Genomic DNA, 17,713 nt, shown 5'->3' on the forward strand with positions numbered 1-17,713 from the left:
CCGCCGAAATGGGGAAGCTGGTCGTGCAGGATCTCCCGGCGCTGGTCGACCGCGAGTTTCCCGAGGCCACGACTCCCGACCAGATGCGGCGCGAGTCAGACACCCACGATTCGCTCGCGGCCGCCCAGGCGTATGTCTTCGTCGGGCGTCTCGACGAGATGGACCACCTCGACGCTCACGCCGACGGGGTCGGGCCGCCGCTCGTGGTGACCGGTCCGCCGGGCGTTGGGAAGTCGGCCCTGCTCGCCGCTTGAGCGAAGCGCTACCTGCGCCGACGGCAGGGAGAGCGGCGACGCCGGCTCCCGGTAGGCTCGCCCACGGGCATGGAATTGGCGTACCGGGCGCTCCTCGACGATCCCGGGGCGGATCCGGCCGCCGTCTGGGCCGCGTTGATCTTGCTGACCTAAAAGGGGGCGAACCGCGAGGCGATCACGACGGTCGAGCGACTCGCCGCCGCGAATGACGAGCCCCGGCTCGGGCAGGTGCTCGGGCTTCTCGCCCGGCTTCTCCGCGATCTAGGCCGGACGACCGAAGTACTCGAAGCCCTGCGGAGGCAGGAGCCGCTCTGCGCGGGGGACCCCGCGGCTCTGGCGGCCTGCCTGGGGAACCAGGAGACGTTGCTCCGAGAGCTTGACGACCTCGACGGGGCTCTCGCCCTCTTCGGCCGCGAGCTTGTCCGGGGGGCCGTTCGAGGAAGGCGGACGCCGAGGTGAACGCGATCTGGAGCATGAACTGGAACGGGACCAGGGACTCGCCCAACTCTAGGGCTAGCAGAGCCTCGGGCCGGGCGGCGAATTCCGCCTCGCGCACGCCGCTCCAGTAAACGAATTCCGGCGGGAAGTCGATCGCGTTCCGGAAGACCTCGACCGCCGCCCGGAGCCCGGCCTCACGGCCGGAGCCGATTTCCAGGCCGAGCGGCGAGTCGAGCTCGGCGAGCTGGCGGTGGAACCGTGCGTTGAGGGACTTGACGAACTCGTCGAGATCGCCCGTCGGAGCGGCCTCGAGTATGGCATTGACCAGGCCGGCGTCGAAGTGCTCGGGCTTGGCCGTGAGCGGACTACGATCGGGGTCGCGAAGGCGGCCGACGTCCTTGATCGCCAGGCCGACCGTGCTCGCCAGGTTGACGTTCTTGAGGGTGAAACGCGCTCTCGCGAGCAAATCGGGATAGTAGTTTTCGGGGAACTTCATCAGATCGAGTAGTCTGCTCCGGCTCGTCTCACGAATCGAGTCGACGACGAGGACGCGATGCGCCCAGGCGAATTGATACAAGAGGTTGTGTGAGGCGACGCCCTCCGTCGCCTTGGACCGGAAGTCGGAGTCCCCGGTGAACTTGTCCACGAGCCGGTCGAGGTCGATGACCCTCGCCCCGAGGGGAGTGTCGACGAGCGTCGGGTGGAGCAAGTTTTGAGTTCCGGCAGCGGCTTGGCGGTGACCATCGTGAGGGCCAAGGGGCGGCCGTCGGCGGCGTAGTCGAGCGGTCGGCCAATTCCGGCGGCAGGGCGTCGGCGCTGCCGGAGAGCAACTGGCCGACAAGCTCACGGTCGAGGTCGTGCGTGGTCGCGGTCGTCTGAAACGACTTCGCCCCGGCGACGATCTTGGCCCGCAACCCGGACGATTTCGGCGCGGCCTGCTTCGCCTCGGCGTAGACCTTCCGGCCCGCGCGGGTGGTCGGGCCGTCGGAGAAGGCGTTCTGCTCGAAGACCCGCGACGCCGCGCTCTCGGCCGGCGTGAAGTTCGGACTCTCCGACATCGACGGCATCCGCCGCCACGGCGACTCGGGCCAGCGCGAGGCGCGTCACAAGACCTGGTTCCGGACCGCCGCGGCGCGGTAGGCGTACGACGGCGCCCCATCCGGGCGGGTCGGTCACCTGCTGCTCGAACTGCGAGGCGATCCGCCTGATCGCCGAGTCTTCCTCCTCTGACAGTTCGATGGGGTCTTCGGTCAACCCGGCCTTCACCGTTCCCAGTCGTCACGGGCTTGATCGACGCTGAGCCGGACCTCCAGTCGAGAGAGACTCGCGCGGACCTGATCGAGGTCGGCGACTCGGCGATCCACCCTCGGCGGTCGGGGCGAGGGGCGGCCACTCCGCGTTGTCCTTCAGATGCGGTGGGCGTGCACCGCGAGCATGACGACCAGCCCAAGCGAGGCGAGCAGCCCCCAGGTTGGTCCAAAGCCGACGACTCGGTCGCGCCAGGAGCGCATCATAGCAGCCGGGGGACCCGCTTGGCGGGGAAGTCGATCTCCAGCCCCGCTCCCTCCTCGTGCTCGACCCGGAGCGAGTGCCTCGCCCTCGCCCGGCCGGCCTCGACGAGCGTGAAGTCCTTGGGGTACATGTACAGGAACGACGGGCAGAAGAGATCGGAAAGAGTTCCCTGAGGCAAGGTCAGGCGGGTCAGGTTCCTGATCTTGGAGGACCGGACCACGTCGATGACCCGTTCCGTTATGGCCTCGCCCCGGAGGAGCGAGGGCATAAGCGTCTGCGTTCGAAGACGGGCGTCCATCGGGGCGAGCAGGCGCTTCTCGTCCACCTCGATATCGAGTGATTGGATCTCGCCCAGGATCTCGGCGATGCCGCGCACCGGCGGCGCGCCCCCGACCGCCTTGCCCATGTCGGGGATGACGCCTTGGTCGAGGAGGCGGTCGTACCGCGCACATCTCCCCTCGTCCTGGAGGATCTCGTACGACTCGGTGAACCGGTTGGACAGCGCGGCCGCCGCCACTTTCTCGGCCTCCCCGACCATGTCGGGGTGGCACGCGAGGGCGAGCTTGCGGTAGGCGTCGCGGATCTCGGCGGCGTTCGCCTCACGGCGAATTCCGAGGATCGCGTAGGAGTTCGTCGCACCTGGGACGGGGCTCATCGCGTGGCCTTCAAATAGCTGACGGGGACGGAATGTTTGGTCGCCAGGTTGATCACCCTCACCAGGTCTTCAAGGCGGCCGACCGACGCGATGACGTCCCCGCCTTCCGACTCGACGGCCAGAAGGCTCAGGCCCCGCGACGGCCGGTCCGCCAAGGCGATGCGCCGGACCTCGCTGTATCGCACCTCCTGGCAATCCGTTCGCCCGAGGAGCAGGAGTCGGTCCTGTGTGAAGCAGAGGCACGCCTTCGCCTCGCCACTCGGCGGATTCGCGACGGAGGCCGGAATCAAAGCTTCGACGCGGTTCCCCGCCCTCAACAGCGAAGAGCCGTCGCCATCAGAAGAACAGCGACAAGACGCCAGTGGACTGATGAGTCCGTCATCGATGACACCTTGTCAGGCTTTCCCAAAATAGGGAGCCGGCACGGTTCGCGTTATCCCTGAGAAGGGCGACGGGTTGAGATGAAGAGCAATAGTCTCGGTCCATGTCAGCAAGAGTAAGCCAAGCTGTATTCAGGCGTTAGTGTTTCTTATGATAATCATCCCGCGTTGCATGAAAAAATGACAAAAGGTCGACGTCGACGAAGTTCGTGGAGCCGCGCCAGGCCCGCCGTTCGATCGGACCCGGAGCCCGGATTGTTCACGAATGATTTAGGTGGTCGACGTAATCTCTTTGCCTTCGGGAGATTGTCGCCGATCTTACTCTTACTCAAGCAGCGACCCAGCTTGGCGCGGTTTACTTTTGGGACGCAGGCGGGCCGGGGCCGAAATCCCTTCGCCTCGCGAGGAGGGAAGGCGTGTGTGAAAAAAACATCTTTGGATTACTATGTGCAATCCAGTGGCAAACCGCGCCAAATGCTAGGCCGATGTTCGGCACGAGGTCGGCTCGTCCGAACCCGTGGTGCGAGCCCCGGTTAGGGCCCCGGGGGTCGAGGACGACTCCAGACCGCGCAGGGGCCAGTTCATGAACTTCTGACTCGCTGCGCTAATCGATCAATGGAAGCCGCGGAGGGTTACGAATCGGGTTTCTGAAAAATGGGGCTCGATGTGTCATGGCTTCGCTCCCAACCCCAACTCGTGCCGGGCGGCTGTCAGGAAGCCGTCGAAGCGCCGTTGCAGTTCCCCATGCGTCATGCGGTATGTGTCGCATTCGACTTGGACGAGCGTCCGGAACTGGGCGTCGCGGGCGTTGCCGTGTTCGAGGATCAGGGCGGTGTGATAGGGGTAAGCCCCCCAACGGGAACCTCACGAGGACGTCGCCTCGATTGTAGCTCAAGGCGTCCGGATACAACTGCCCCGCGCCGATCACGGGATGCCAGGCGGCGGCGCGCAGGGCCGGTTCGAGGTCGTTTCGGATGAGGCCGAGCCAGCGCCTGGCGTTCTGTAGCGGGTGGGCCTTCCCCTTGTGCGACCGGGCGTCTCGCCGACACGTCCGGCAGAGCTTGGCCCCCGAGTAGAGCGAGCCCTTCGCCACCTCGTACCACCACTTCTGCTGCGAGGCCGTCCAGACTTCCTCCGACCCGCACGAGGCGCAGTTGAAGGGGACGTCGAGGTAATAGCCGCGCCTGGCGAAGTCGGGCGAGACGGGGCTGTTGCACGGGTCGAGGGCCGTGGGATCGACCAGGACGGCGTCCCGCAGTGCGGCTTCGTGGCGTCGCCGTTCCCGGTCCACCGCCTCGCGCCGCTTGCGGTTGTGGTTCATGATCGATCCCGGAAAAACCAATTGCAGCATGTCTCCTGGGGGCGCAGACAGCGGCTACAATTCCAACGTTCGCGTTTACCGCGCTAATCGATGAGCGGCTGGCCGATCCGCAGGTACGAGAACAGGTCGCGGAGCTGCTGGTCGGTGAGCGGGGCGAGGAGGCCTTCGGGCATGATCGAGGTCTTGGAGGGTTCCATCGTCTCGATCTCGTCGCGGGCGATGGTGAGCTCCTTGCCGTCGGAGCAGCGGAGGACGACGACGCGGTTGTCCTGGTCGGGGCAGGTGCCGGCCAGGACGCGGCCGTCGGTCGTGGCGACGACGAACGAGTTGTAGCCCTCGCGGATCTCGGCGTTGGGGTCGACGATCGACAGCAGCATCGTGTCGACGTCGTCGCGGCGGTAGGTGGTCAGGTCGGGGCCGACCTTCCCCCCCTTGCCGAACAGCGTGTGGCAGCGGTCGCATCGTTCGAGGAAGATCTTCTGCCCCGCCTTGGGCGTGCCGGTCCCGGTCCGGACGAGGCTCGCGAGCTTGGCGACCTGCTCCCGAAGCTGGGGCGTGCCGGTCGGCGCGAGCGAGCCGAAATGGCGTGCGGCGAGGGCCGAGATCTTCGGGTCTTTCAGCAGCGGGAACCGCAACGCGATCTCCCGGGGGATCGTGCGGGGGTCGACGCGGCCGGCGTCGACGGCTTCGAGCAACGCCAGCGCCCAGCTCCGGCGTGACGCGAGCAGGTTCTGCGCCGAGGCGAGCACGTCGTCGGAGAGCGAATCGTAGGTCTTGAGGACCTCGACGGCGACGGCCGGGTCGTCGGAATTCGCCAGGGCCGACAGCGCGGCCGAGCGGAGCGGGTTGACGGGCGACTGGCAGGCGAGGCGGAGGATCGCCGGCTGGCACGCCTTTATGCGGACCTCGCCGAGCACCCGGAGGTACTGGAGTTGCTTCTCCAGGTCGCCGTTGGGATCGCCGAAGACCTTGAGCGCCGCGGCGATCGCCTCGGGCTTCCCTTGCCGTAGGCCGAAGGCGACCGACTGGCCGCTGTACTTGGCCATCGCGTCGGCCAGCGCCGGCGGCAGCCCGGCCAGCGATCGACCACTGTAGGCGGCTTCCAGGCCGGCGACGAGTCGCTTGGCATGGTCGGGCCCCGGCGCCAGCTTGAAGAGGCGGAGGCAGTCGTCCAGGTCCTTCCGACCGCCGGCGGCGGCGAACCGTCGCATCAGCCGCTCCGAGATCGTCGTCGCCACGATCGGCGCGTCCCAGAACGCCTTGTCGCGGAACAGGTCGATCACGGCCTCGGGATCAGACCCGACCTTGGCCTCGACGGCCCACCAGAGTAAGAGCGGCAGGTGGATGTCGGTCGCGTCCTCGGTGCGCGTGACCAGCCGGGCGACGATCGCCAGCGCGTCCTTCGCCGGCAGTCGCCGGGCCGAAGCGGCGAGCTGGCTGCGGACCTCGACGTTCGGCTCCGTCGCCGCGCGTTCAACGAGCTTTTGCGCGAGCTTCGGCGACGCTTCCCGATCGTCGCAGGAGAGCCGGGCCGCCCAGATCCGGACGAAGGGGTCGGCGTGGTCGAGGGCCGCGAGAGACGTCGCCTCGTCGAGCCCGCCGACGAGGTTCAACGCCCAGAGCGCTTCGAGGGCGTTTTGACCGGTCGTCTCGGTCAGCCGGCGCTTCAACTCGGGGGCGATCGAGGCGTCCTTGCGGTCGCCGATCAGCCGGAGGGCCGTCTGGCGGGTCCAGCGGTTCGGGTGGTTGAGGAGGTCGGCGAGGTCTTTGGTCGCGAGCTTGCCCATGTCGGGAAGCTTGCGCCGGGGCTCGGAGTAGCGGGCGCGAATGCGGTAGACGCGGCCCGAGCCGGGGTCGAGCTTGCCGTCGTTGTTGAGGCGGTGGCTGAGGTCGGCGTCGTACCAGTCGGCGACGTACAGGCAGCCGTCGGGTCCGTGGGTGACGTCGACCGGGCGGAACCAGCCGTCGGGCGTCGTCATCGCGTGGCCGACGTCGTGGGTCCGGACCGACGAGCCGTCGGGCAAGACCTCGCTCATCACGACGTGGTTGAGCAGCGGCGCGACGCCGAACAGCGTCCCCTGGTACTTCGACGGGAGCTGGTCCCCCTGGTAGAGCAGGAAGTCGTGGGTGAACCGCTGCACCGGTTCGTGCTTCATCGCCGGGAAGTAGCCGAACGCGTACGGGTTGGAGAGCGGGCCGTGCTTCTCGAATCCCTTCTGGAAGTACCCCCCCTGGACGTAGGCGAACCCGCGCGTGTCGCCGCCGTTGTGCCCCGAGAAGATCCGGCCGTGGGAGTCGATCTCGACGCCGAACGCGTTGCCGCCTCCCTCGGCGAAGATCTCGTAGCGGCGGGTCTCGGGATGATACCGCCAGATGAGCTGGCCGAGCGAGTGGACCGGCTCCTTCCCCTTGTCGAGCACCGGCCGCGATACGTGGCCCGAGACGGTGCTCCCCTGCGCCGCGTAGAGCCAGCCGTCGGGGCCCCAGCTCAGGCTATTGACGACCGAGTGCGTGTCTTCGAGGCCGAACCCCTGCAGATGCACTTCGGGATCGCCGTCGGGGACGTCGTCGTTGTCCTTGTCGGGATAGAAGAGGAGGTACGGCGGGTTGAGCACCCAGACGCCTCCCCTCCCCCGCGCCGCGGAGGTGGCGATGTTGAGGCCGTCGACGAACGTCTTGTGGTGGTCGAGGACGCCGTCGCCGTCGGTGTCTTCGTGGATCGTGATCTTGTCGAGCCCCTTGACGTGGTGCGGCGGCGGCAGAGGAACCTTGTCGTACGTCACCCGCCAGACGCCGTCGCGGCTGAGAATCTTGAGGCCGGCCGGGTGCGGGTACTGCAAGTACTCGACGACCCACAGCCGCCCGCGCTCGTCGAAGCTGAGGCTCAGCGGCTGGCGGACGACCGGTTCGGCCAGCATGAGGTCGAGGGCCAGGTCATCGGGCGTCTTGAACGCCGCGAGCGCCTGGTCGGGCTTCAACGGGCCTTTCGGCTTGCCGGCGAGGGTCGCGGGGGGACGGTCGAGCGCCCAGAACACGGCGTTGCGCAAGAGGCGGCGGAACGCCGGAATCGCGAAATCGTCGGGGTGGCCGAGCGACGTGTAGAACACGCGCGACTTGCCCGATTGATTGGTCCAGGCGACCGGCTCGGCGGGATGGCCGGCGATCGTCCCGATCAGCAGCGGGTGAGTCGAAGCCGCCAGCGGGTTGACCTTGTAGAGCGAGCCCTGGCCGTTGAACGCCGGCTCGACGCCCAAGAGGATCGGGTGGCTCGCCGCGCCGGGGGCTGGGACGATGCTCGGCTTGACGTCGTTGGCGTGGTGGCCCGTGTAGTGGCCGCCGATCACGTCGGGGTCGAACGTCGGCCATTCGACGTGACCCGCCGGCGCTTTGCCCCGGGCGTCGAACGCGTGGCAGGCCGTCCGGATGCCGACGACCGGCTTGCCCGACTCGATGTAGCGGCGGATCGTCTTCATCTCCCCGTCGGACGGGGCGCGGCGGCGGACGCTGACGACCAGTAGATCGGCGTCGTCAAGGGCCTCGATCCCCGGGAAGTCGTGCGGCTTCTTGGGGTCGGCGATCGCAAACGTGCATCGCACGCCCAGCGGCTCAAGCTCCGAGAGGGCGAACGCCGGCAGGGTTTTCTCGGTCTGGTACTCGTCCTCGCCGATCAGGAACACGGCGCGGGGGCGGTCGTCGAGCTGGAAGGCGAACGCGGGCTGGCCGGTCAAATCGGTCGAGACGATCGTCGGGCAGACGAACTTCTCGATGTGCTCGATGATCCGGTTCGTCCCCTCGAAATGGCTGACGTAGGGCCGGCTCCGCGAGTTGTACATCGTGTCGGTCAGGTCGCGGAGCAGGACGACGTTCTTGCCGTGACGCGACAGGTTCCGGAGCCCGAACGAACGCCCGAGCACGCACATGTTCGTGTGAACGCCCGTCAGCATGACGTTCGAGATCCCCCGGCTGGCGAGCAGGTTCCAGATCTCGGCGCCCGAGTCGCTGATCGCGTCCCCCTCCTTGATCTCGATAGCCGGATGCTCGCCCTTCCAGGCGGTGCGTTGGGGGCAAGGCGGGCCGTCGTCGCAGCCGCCGTCGGTCTGGTCGATCGGATAGATCCCGCGCTCCTCCGAGGGAATCTTGTAGCACCACGCGCCGATGTCCTTGGGGAGGTCGGCCGCCTTGGGCGCGTCCTGGGCGAGTCGCCGACCGGCGTGGTCCTTGTACGTCGCCATGCAGTCGCTGGGGGCGTGGATGATGAACACGCCCTTCGACCGGGCGGCGGCGACCGCGCGGTTGATGGCCGGGGCCAGCTCGCCGACGCGGCGGGTGGCGCCGCGGCACCAGTGCTCGTCCCAGACGTCGCAGACGATGAGGGCGGTCTGCGACGGCTTCCACTGAAGGGTCGATTCGGCGGGTTGGTACGTATCGGCGACCGGCTTGCGAGACCGGGCGTGCAGCGTCAGGGAACCCTTCACAGGCTCATCGGCGACGACGGCGGCGAGGCCGCCCGTCAAGACGACCGTGGCGAGCAAGGCGAAACGGGCCGACCGCATCGGGCAGGTCTCCTGGGTGCTTGTCTGTAGGCGGGAATGAGGCGACGCGGAACGATTCATGTCAGGCCAGCAGCTTCCGGCAGACTCGGCCTTCGTTGACCGTCGGCCGCTCGGGACGGCCCTGGTGGCGGTAGATCAATTTCGAGTGATCGGCGCCGAGGCAATGGAGGATCGTGGCGTGGAGGTCGTGGACGTGCAGGCGGTCCTCGATCGCATGCAGGCCGGCGTCGTCGGTCGCGCCGACGGTGACGCCCGGCTTGATCCCGCCGCCGGCCATCCACATCGTGAAGCCGTACGGGTTGTGGTCGCGGCCGTCGCCTTTCTCGGACATCGGCGTGCGGCCGAACTCGCCCCCCCAGACGACCAGCGTGTCGTCGAGCAGGCCCCGACGCTTGAGGTCCTTGATCAGGCCGGCGACCGGCTTGTCGGTGCTCCGGCAGATCGCGCCGTGGTTCTTTTCGATGTCTTGATGCGAGTCCCATCGCGAGCCGGCGCCGCAGTAAAGCTGAACGAACCGCACCCCGCGCTCGACCAGGCGGCGGGCGAGCAGGCAGTTGCGGCCGTTGTTCTCGGTGGCCGGGTCGTCGAGGCCGTAGAGGGTGCGGGTCTCGGCGGACTCGTCGTCGAGGTCGACGGCCGCCGGGGCTTCGGCCTGCATCCGGAAGGCCAGCTCGAAGCTTTGAATCCGGGCGTCCAGCTCGGTCTGGTCGAACCGAGTCTCCAGGTGGCGGCGGTTGAGCCGGTCCAGCAGCGTGAGCTTCGCCTGCTGGCGGTCGGCGGCGATGGTCGCGGGAGGCAAGAGGTTGGGGATCGGCTCGGCGCCTCCTCCGATCCGCGTCCCCTGGTAGACCGCGGGCATGAAGCCGGCGCCCCAGTTCCGCGGCCCCCCGGCGACGGTCGACCGGGCGTTGTCCTGGATCACGACGAAGGCGGGGAGGTTCTGATTCTCGGTCCCCAGGCCGTACGACGCCCAGCTTCCCAGCGAGGGCCGGCCGCTCAGCGTCGAGCCGGTGTTCATCTGGGTCACGCCGCCGACGTGGTTGAGCCCGTTCGACCAGCACGAACGGATGATCGCCAGGTCGTCGACGCACTCCGTGATATGCGGCAGCCAGTCGGAGACCCACGCGCCGCTCTCGCCGTACTGCTTCCACTTGCGGCGCGAGGGGAGGATCGGCGAATAGAACTCGCCCATGGGCGTGATCACCGGCTTGAAGGCCGCCGGCATCCGCTGGCCCGCCAGCTTGTTCAGGAGCGGCTTGGGATCGAACAGGTCGATCTGGCTGGGGCCCCCTTCCATGAACAGAAAGATCACGCTCTTGGCCGTCGCCGGACGTCGCCACGACGGATCGCTCGCGCCCGCGCCGCCGACCGGCCTGGCGAGGATCTCGCCCGCCTGGCTGTCGCGGCTCAGCAGCTCGAACAGGGGCAACGCGCCGAAGCCGGCGCCGGCCCGTATCAGCCAGTCGCGCCTTGAAAGCGGGAGTACGCGATGCGCGGGGGGGCCGGACTCGCCTGAGATCACGTCGTGGTCGCTCACGGCCGGCCCCTTTCCCGTCAATCGACGTAGAGGAACTCGTTGGAATTCAGGAGCACGTGGCAGTAGTCGACGAGGGCCTCGCGCGGGTCGGGACGCCGCAGGAACGCCAGGCCGTCGGCCAGTTCGTCGGCCTCGGGCTGGCGGCCGAAGGCCAGCCGATAGGCCCAGGCGATCCGGGCCTGATCGCGATCGCCGCTCGCTTCAGCAGTCAGGCGGTCGAGCCGCCCGGCCATCGCCTTCGCCCGGGCGAGCGTCCACGAGCCGTTGATGAGCAGCAACGCCTGCACGGGCGTCGTGCTCACGTTGCGTCGGCCGGCGCTGGTGAAGCCGTCGGGGGCGTCGAAGACTTCGAGAACTGGGTCGTGGGTGTTGCGCATCACCTTGGCGACGACGGACCGGAGCGGCGTCTTGGGATCGACGCTCGGGCCGCTCGCGGCGGCGGTCAGCTCGCCCGAGACGGCGAGCATTGCGTCGCGGACCTCCTCGGCTTCAAGCCGCTGGACGGTCTGTTTCCAGAGCAGGCGGACCTCGGGGTCGATCAGCCGCGCCGACTCGACCTCGCTCTCGGACCGCTCGGACGACTGGCGATAGGCAGCCGAGGTCAGGATCAACCGATGCAAGGGCTTGAGCCGCCACCCGTCGGCCACGAACCGGCGCGCCAGCCAGTCGAGCAGCTCGGGGTGCGACGGCGCGTCGCCGACCTTGCCGAAGTCGTTCGAGGTTCCCACCAGGCCCCGGCCGAAGTGGTACTGCCAGATCCGGTTGACGATCACCCGGGTCGAGAGCGGGTTGTCGGGCCGGCTCAGCCAGTTCGCCAGCGCCAGCCGCCGGCCCGTCGATCGCGGCGCGTTGACGGGGGCTGGGACGGCCGCCGGCGCGGGGGCGAGGGCCGTCAGATACCCCGGCGCGATCTCCTCGGTCTTCCTGGCGCCCGGAATCGTCGTGGGAGGGGCCGACGGCCCGACGTCGCCGACCCCCAGGGCCTTGGCCGGCTCGGCGGGCTTGATCGCGTCGAACTTTTTGAGGTCGCCGACCAGCGCCTGCCATCGCTCGCGATCGGGCTTGGCGATCTTCGCGGCGGTGAGCGGTTTGTCGCGTTCGAGGGTGATCTGCCGGAAGGCCAGGGCCGCGAGCTGCGCTTCGAGCGGCGTCCGTTCGGCCTCGGGCCTGGCGAGCATCGCCTTGACGTCGTCGGGGAACTTGACGATGGCGGTCGCGTCCTCCTGCTCGCGGATCGGGCGCTCGATCGCGTCGAGCTTCGCCCGGATCTCGGCCGTCGCCTTTTCCCATTCGGCCCGCTTCGCCTTGTAGTCGGACGTCTCCGAGGCTGTGGCCACGGAGAGGCCGTCGATGGGCAGGATCGGCGTAAAGAAGGCCTGGAGGCGGTAATAGTCTTTCTGAAGGATCGGGTCGAACTTGTGGTCGTGGCACCGCGCGCAGCCGATGCTCAGCCCCAGGAACACCTCGCCGGTGACGTCGGTCATCTCGTTGAGGATGTCGGTCCACTGGCCTCGCACGTTGCGCTGGTTCGCTTCGTACGGACCGAGGCGCAGGTAGCCGGTGGCGATCCGCAGGTCGGGGTCGCCGGGGTCGAGTTCGTCGCCGGCGAGTTGTTCGGTGAGGAAGCGGTTGTAGGGCTTGTCTGCGTTGAGCGAGCGGACGACGTAATCGCGATACCGCCAGGCGTCGGGGCGGTAGGCGTCGGCGTTGTGGCCGTCGGACTCGGCGTAGCGGACCAGGTCAAGCCAGTGCCGTCCCCAGCGCTCGCCGTACTGGGGCGAGGCCAGCAGACGGTCGACCAGCCGGTCGTAGGCGTCGGGCGCGGCGTCGGCCAGAAAGCGGTCGATCTCCTCGGGCGTCGGCGGCAGGCCCGTCAGATCGAAGGCGACCCGGCGGATCAAGGTCCGCTTCGACGCCTCGGCGGCGGGCGTTAGCCCCTTGTCGAGCATCGCACCGAGCACGAACCGATCGATCGGATTCCGCGACCAGGCAGCCCACGGCGCGGGAGCGTCGGGCCCTTCGGGTTGAATGTCGCGGAGCGGCTGGAACGACCACAATTCGCGGTCCACCGGCGAGGCCGGTCCAGGCTTCGTCCCGGCGGTCGTCGCGCCCGGCGTCCAGAAGGCGCCTTGCTCGACCCATTGCGCGAGGATGGCGATCTGGTCGGCTTCGAGCTTACCCGTCGGGGGCATTTCGAGGTCCTCGTATCGGACCGCCGCCACCAGCGGGCTTGCTTCGGGTTTGCCTGGCGCCACCGCCGCGCCGGTCTCGCCCCCCTTGAGAGCGGCCTCGCGCGAGTCGAGCCGCAGGCCCCCTTTTTGCTTGTCGGGGCCGTGGCACGAATAGCACTTCTCGGCCAGCAGCGGCCGGACCTTCTGCTCGAAGAACCGGGCGCGGTCGGCTTCGGCCTTGGCTTCGCCCGGCTCGCCGGCCGAGGTCGTTCGGGACGACGAAACGATCGCAAGGGCCAGGAAGGCCGCAACGAGGAGACGCGAGCGGGTCCGTGCGACGACATCCATATGGCGTGGCCCTCGGCTGGGATTTCCGAGTGATCGCGTGGACCGGAGGGGGGCCGGTCGTCGGGCTTCTCTAGGCTCTTTCTTCGGGGCGCATCATCTCATTCGCGGTTTCATCATAGGCGGAAGTCGCCGTCAATGCTACTTTTCGTTTTCACGCAACCTCATTCGTGACAAAATTTCAGGACAAGTCCCCGAACGACGGAGCCACTGCGCCGATAATCCCAATCTTCAGAGGAGGTCGCCGTCGCCTTCGTATCGGCCTGGGGGCTGTCCACGAACCAATCGTCATGTCCCGGTTTGGGGCTCCCGACCTCATGATAATGGGCTCCGGGTCGTGTCGCGAGCGGCCACCCAATACAAGCCCGACGCGCCAGCGAGGGAGTGTTTTCGAATCGCCGAGGCGATCCCCTCGCTGGCGCGTCGGGCTTGTATTCCGCTCCTCGATCGTCCCGCAGTTGGTCCCACGAGCGATTTTCAGAGAAAGTCCAATTGTCGGTACGAAGAAACTCACCACGGAGGACCCGGAGAATATGGAGGGGGAGCGATTCATGTGCAACCGTTTCCGAATCCTTCTCTGGTTCAGCTCCGTATTCTCCGTGGTGTACGGGGGTGCTTTTTCGACTTGGATGGTGTTTGTGGCCGCCCCCTTACTCCGTCTTCGGCTCGGGGACGGCGATGAGCTTGGCGTCTCGCGGGTGCAAGACCAGGGCGAGGACGCGGGTCTTTCCCTTCGCGGCCGGGTTCTTCGACACCCGATGCAAGCTCCCCGTCGGCTCGTAGAACGTCTCGCCCACTTTGAGCACCTTGGCGGGCTGGTCGTCGACGCCCCACTCGTACTCGCCCTCCAAGACGTACCCGAACGCCGGGCCGGGGTGGCGGTGGGGCGAGCCCGCCTGGCCGGGCTCAAGGTTCACCTCCACGACGGTCGCCTTGGTCGCGTTGCCGTCCAGCTTCTCGACGATGTTCCTCTCGGCGATGAGGGTTACTTTCCCGTCCTCGTGGTAGACCGCGGCCATCCCGCCAGCCCCGACGCCGATGCCAGCCGCGAGGGTCAACAAAGTCCGGATCATGGCCTTTCCTCCTCACAAGATTGAAGATGCCGTACCCGCCGTTCAGCGACAAGGACGACGGGGCGGCCCGTTCCGTGACAAGGTGGTCGGTTTTCGAAGAATCCGCCGTAAGGCGCGGATTTGTAGCCGGCCTCTGTGAGGCCGGTCCGGTCTCACGGCAGCCGTCCCGGGGTCCATAGACCCCGGCTACCATCCGGACTCGGTCCCACGCCCAGCTAGCGATTTCCGTTCATCACTCGGAAACCGATTCCGGGCGATCAGGATAATCGGGGTGATTCGCTTAAGCTGCAAGGATTGCGCGGCCGATACAGGTGTGGTGCGGGTTCTCCATATCGCAGGAATTGCGCGGCCACGCGCTGTTTGGATATTCGGGGCGTTTCATGCTGAGAGACGAAGGGCCGCGCCGGCGCGCCCATTGGGCCATCGCGGCGGTCTTGACCTGTTGTGCGACGACTTCCGCGTGGGGGCAGGCGCCTGCTCCCACGCCCGCGCCGCAACCCGCCGCGACGGTGTCTCACGAGCCGACGGTTGAGGAGCGGCTGCGCGCCCTCGAAGAGACCAACAAGGCTCTCATCGAGCAGAATCGCCAGCTCTCCGGTCAGCTCGGCCGGATGAGCGAGCAGTACGGCAAGGTCAACCAGCAGCTTCAGTCGCTTTCCAGGGAGCTGGACGGGTCGGTTGTGCGAGCCCGTCAGGATCCTTCGGTCCAGCCGCCGCGCAGCGACCGCTCCGACGAAGGGGGCGCGGGGGCGCGCGACAACCCGGCCGAGCCTTCCGGCGGGGGAGGCGGCCCGGCGCAAAGCCTCGACGTGAGAGGCGGCGACGGCACCTTTCAGCCGCCGCGCAGCGACCGCTCCGACGAGGGAGGCGCGGGGGCGCGCGACAACCCGGCCGAGTCGTCGCGTACGACGCCGTTCAAAGGGCCGGGCAAGATCCCGTTGAAGGTCAACTTCGGCCCCGGCATCGAATTCGAGACCGATAACGGTGAGTACCAGTTCCAGATCCACAACCAGACGCAGGTTGAGGGACGGTTTTACAACCAGTCGGCTCAATCGCCGGGCGCCGGCGGTTTCGACGTGCCTCGCGAGCGGTTCATCATCGCCGGCCGGCTCTCCAAGCCGATCGAGTACGACGCTTCGCTCGAATCGGCGTACGGCACCGTCAACCTCCTCAACGCCTTCGTCAACTGGCACTACGACGACCGCCTGATGGTCAAGTTCGGCCGGTTCAAGGTCCCTTATCTCTACGAGTACTACGCGATCTCCAACACCGACCTCCTGCAGCCCGAGCGGTCGCTCTTCGGCGCCAACTTCGGCCTCAATCGAGGAGTCGGCGCGCAGATCTGGGGACAGTTGTTCAAGAAGAGCGTCGACTACGCGGTCGGCATCTTCGACGGTCCGCGCAACCAGCAGCTCGACTTCAACGCCGGCAAGGACGTGATCGCCTATTTCGACGCCCGGCCGTTCCAGGAGAACGCCGCGCTTCCGGCCCTGAAATACTTCAACATCGGCGGCTCGGCCGACTTCGGCAGTCAGAACAACGCCGTGTACCCGACCGCCCTGCGGACCTCGGTCAGCGGCACCAACAACCCCGGCGCCTTCAGCGCCGCGCCGTCGTTCTTCCAGTGGAACAACAACGTGATCGAGAGCGGCGAGCGGGCCATGTGGTCGTTGCACACGGCGTACTATTATAAGCAGTTGAGCGTGATCGGCGAATGGCAGGGGGCCTTCGCCGACTACGCCCTCACGAACGTCGTCGGCGCGAAGAACGTCCGCGTGCCGCTGAACGGCTTCTACGTCGCCGCCGGCTACTTCCTGACCGGCGAGACGGTCAACCGCCGGTCGCAGGTCCGCCCCAACAAGCCGTTCGACCTCCGCAAGAAGTCGTTCGGCCTCGGCGCCTGGGAACTCCAAGGCCGCTACAGCCTGCTGACCATGGGCGACGAGGTTTTCACCGGCGGCCTCGCCGACCCCAACATCTGGACCAACCGCGTCCAGTCGTTCGACCTGGGCCTGAACTGGTACATGAACGAGTACCTCAAGATCTATCTCGACTGGCAGCACTCCGAGTTCGGCGCCCCGGTCCTCTACGCCCCCGGCAAGCTCCAGAGCAGCAGCGACCTGTTCTGGGTCCGCGGCCAGATCTACTTCTGAGAGTCTGTCTCGTAGCGGGAGCCTCGCCCTCCCGTTATACGCGCATGTGGGACAGACTCTGAGACGCTCTGAAGGCGGGATCGTCGAGGCGGCCGGGCCGGCCTCACGACTTGTCGATCATGACCTCGGTCGACTTGATGACCGCGTTGACGACGTCGCCGGCCTTCAGGTTCATGGCTTCGGCGGAACCGCGCGTGATCGCGGCGACCAGTTCCACGTCGCCCACGGTCATGACCACCTCGGCCATGACGTTCCCCAGTTTCACGGACTTGACGGTCGCGGGGAGTTGGTTTCGCGCGCTGAGCATGGCGGCCCTTTCGATTCGAGAAAGACGTGGTCGTGTTTCGAATCCTCGGACGGCCATGATAATCCGGCGAACCCGCGCCGCACACCCGCCCGACGACGATTCCGACGCCCCGATTGCTACTTCGCGCGCACACCCTCAGAATGGACGGCCGTGGCGAGCGGGGCCGAATCGTGCATCGGCCCGGCGCTCCGAAGATTATCGAGATTGATATGAACACGTTGGCGCTCAGGAAGTTCCGCGAAAAGCTCGCCGCCGGTCGGGCGGCGTACGGGCTGTGGGTGACGCTCGAATCACCGAGCGTCACCGAGATGGCGGTCGCGCTCGGGCTCGACTGGGTCGTGATCGACGCCGAGCACGGCTGTCTCGACTGGGCCGACGTCGTCGCGCATCTGCGGGTCGCGGTCCGCAGCGAGACCGTGGCGCTGGTGCGGGTGGCCGAGCTGGACCGAGGCCTCATCAAGCGGACGCTCGACCTCGGCGCCGACGGCGTGGTCGTCCCCTGGGTCGAGACCGAGGAGCAACTCCGCAGGGCCGTCTCCTTCGCCCATTATCCTCCCGAGGGGTGCCGAGGTATTGGCGCCGAGCGGGCCACGGGATGGGGCGAGTGCATGGCCGAGCACACGGCCGAGGCGAACGCCAACGTCCTGGTCGTGCCGATCATCGAGACCATCCGCACGGCCGACGACATCGACCGGATGACCCAGGTCGATGGCGTCGACGTCTTCTTCTTCGGCCCGGCCGACTTCTCCTCGACCGCCGGCTTTCGAGGCCAGTGGGAGGGCCCCGGGGTCGCCCGGCGGATTCTCGATTTGAAAGACGCCGTACGCAACGCGGGCAAACATTGCGGGGTCGTGGCGGCCGGCGACCCGAATCTCGCCGAGCGCCTCGAACAAGGCTTCTTGATGCTCGGCCTTGGCCTCGACGGCGGCCTCTTGCTTCGCTCGCTGCATGCGTCTCTGGCCGCAGTCGGCCGAGACCGAAAGATCCGATCCGGCTTCCGAATCGAGGAGTAGA

General features: G+C 67.4%; 13 protein-coding genes. 4 read left to right on the plus strand and 9 right to left on the minus strand.

Features of this window, described 5'->3' with window-relative positions; translation table 11 throughout:
* Positions 1-23 precede the first annotated feature (23 nt).
* The gene (locus tag BSF38_RS31850; protein WP_237170696.1) at positions 24-254 is read left to right on the plus strand and encodes an ATP-binding protein; all 231 of its coding nucleotides are present in this window, start codon (positions 24-26) and stop codon (positions 252-254) included.
* A 175-nt stretch (positions 255-429) separates the two neighbouring features.
* Here BSF38_RS31850 and BSF38_RS01675 read toward each other — a convergent pair whose 3' ends face one another.
* Positions 430-1,401, minus strand: a complete 972-nt coding sequence (locus tag BSF38_RS01675) for a hypothetical protein (RefSeq protein WP_076343169.1) — start codon at positions 1,399-1,401, stop codon at positions 430-432.
* A gap of 263 nt (positions 1,402-1,664) precedes the next feature.
* On the opposite strand from BSF38_RS01675, the gene BSF38_RS31150 reads away from it, so the two are divergent.
* Positions 1,665-1,832: a hypothetical protein gene (locus tag BSF38_RS31150; RefSeq protein WP_168189288.1), complete on the plus strand. Its 168-nt coding sequence runs from the start codon at positions 1,665-1,667 to the stop codon at positions 1,830-1,832.
* 370 nt (positions 1,833-2,202) lie between these two features.
* Here the strand turns inward: BSF38_RS31150 and BSF38_RS01680 are convergent, their stop codons facing one another.
* From BSF38_RS01680 to BSF38_RS01710, 7 genes are all read right to left on the minus strand, one after another.
* Entirely contained in the window at positions 2,203-2,859 is a 657-nt protein-coding gene (locus tag BSF38_RS01680) for a J domain-containing protein (RefSeq protein WP_076343170.1), read from the minus strand.
* Positions 2,856-3,044, minus strand: coding sequence for a hypothetical protein (locus BSF38_RS30515; RefSeq protein WP_145951927.1), 189 nt, complete (start codon positions 3,042-3,044; stop codon positions 2,856-2,858). The genes BSF38_RS01680 and BSF38_RS30515 overlap by 4 nt, the downstream gene beginning before the upstream one ends.
* A 799-nt stretch (positions 3,045-3,843) precedes the next feature.
* Positions 3,844-4,590 (minus strand): zinc-ribbon domain-containing protein, encoded by a 747-nt coding sequence (locus BSF38_RS01690; RefSeq protein ID WP_338044237.1) that lies wholly within the window; start codon positions 4,588-4,590, stop codon positions 3,844-3,846.
* Between the two features lie 53 nt (positions 4,591-4,643).
* On the minus strand, positions 4,644-9,113 hold the full coding sequence (locus BSF38_RS01695) for a PVC-type heme-binding CxxCH protein (RefSeq protein WP_083712621.1): 4,470 nt from the start codon (positions 9,111-9,113) through the stop codon (positions 4,644-4,646).
* Between the two features lie 61 nt (positions 9,114-9,174).
* A complete protein-coding gene (locus BSF38_RS01700) occupies positions 9,175-10,650 on the minus strand; it encodes a DUF1501 domain-containing protein (RefSeq protein ID WP_237170698.1) in 1,476 nt (491 codons plus the stop codon).
* Positions 10,651-10,667: 17 nt separating this feature from the next.
* On the minus strand, positions 10,668-13,169 hold the full coding sequence (locus BSF38_RS01705; RefSeq protein WP_076343172.1) for a PSD1 and planctomycete cytochrome C domain-containing protein: 2,502 nt from the start codon (positions 13,167-13,169) through the stop codon (positions 10,668-10,670).
* 647 nt (positions 13,170-13,816) lie between these two features.
* On the minus strand, positions 13,817-14,239 hold the full coding sequence (locus BSF38_RS01710; RefSeq protein WP_076343173.1) for a cupin domain-containing protein: 423 nt from the start codon (positions 14,237-14,239) through the stop codon (positions 13,817-13,819).
* Between the two features lie 380 nt (positions 14,240-14,619).
* Between BSF38_RS01710 and BSF38_RS01715 the strand changes: the two genes are divergently transcribed.
* Entirely contained in the window at positions 14,620-16,392 is a 1,773-nt protein-coding gene (locus BSF38_RS01715; protein ID WP_083712622.1) for an OprO/OprP family phosphate-selective porin, read from the plus strand.
* A 103-nt stretch (positions 16,393-16,495) separates the two neighbouring features.
* Here the strand turns inward: BSF38_RS01715 and BSF38_RS01720 are convergent, their stop codons facing one another.
* Entirely contained in the window at positions 16,496-16,699 is a 204-nt protein-coding gene (locus tag BSF38_RS01720; RefSeq protein ID WP_076343175.1) for a TOBE domain-containing protein, read from the minus strand.
* Positions 16,700-16,908: 209 nt separating this feature from the next.
* Between BSF38_RS01720 and BSF38_RS01725 the strand changes: the two genes are divergently transcribed.
* The gene (locus tag BSF38_RS01725) at positions 16,909-17,712 is read left to right on the plus strand and encodes an HpcH/HpaI aldolase family protein (protein ID WP_076343176.1); all 804 of its coding nucleotides are present in this window, start codon (positions 16,909-16,911) and stop codon (positions 17,710-17,712) included.
* The last annotated feature ends 1 nt before the right edge of the window (position 17,713 follow it).

Origin of the sequence: Paludisphaera borealis (genome assembly GCF_001956985.1) — a bacterium.
GTDB classification, from domain to species: domain Bacteria; phylum Planctomycetota; class Planctomycetia; order Isosphaerales; family Isosphaeraceae; genus Paludisphaera; species Paludisphaera borealis.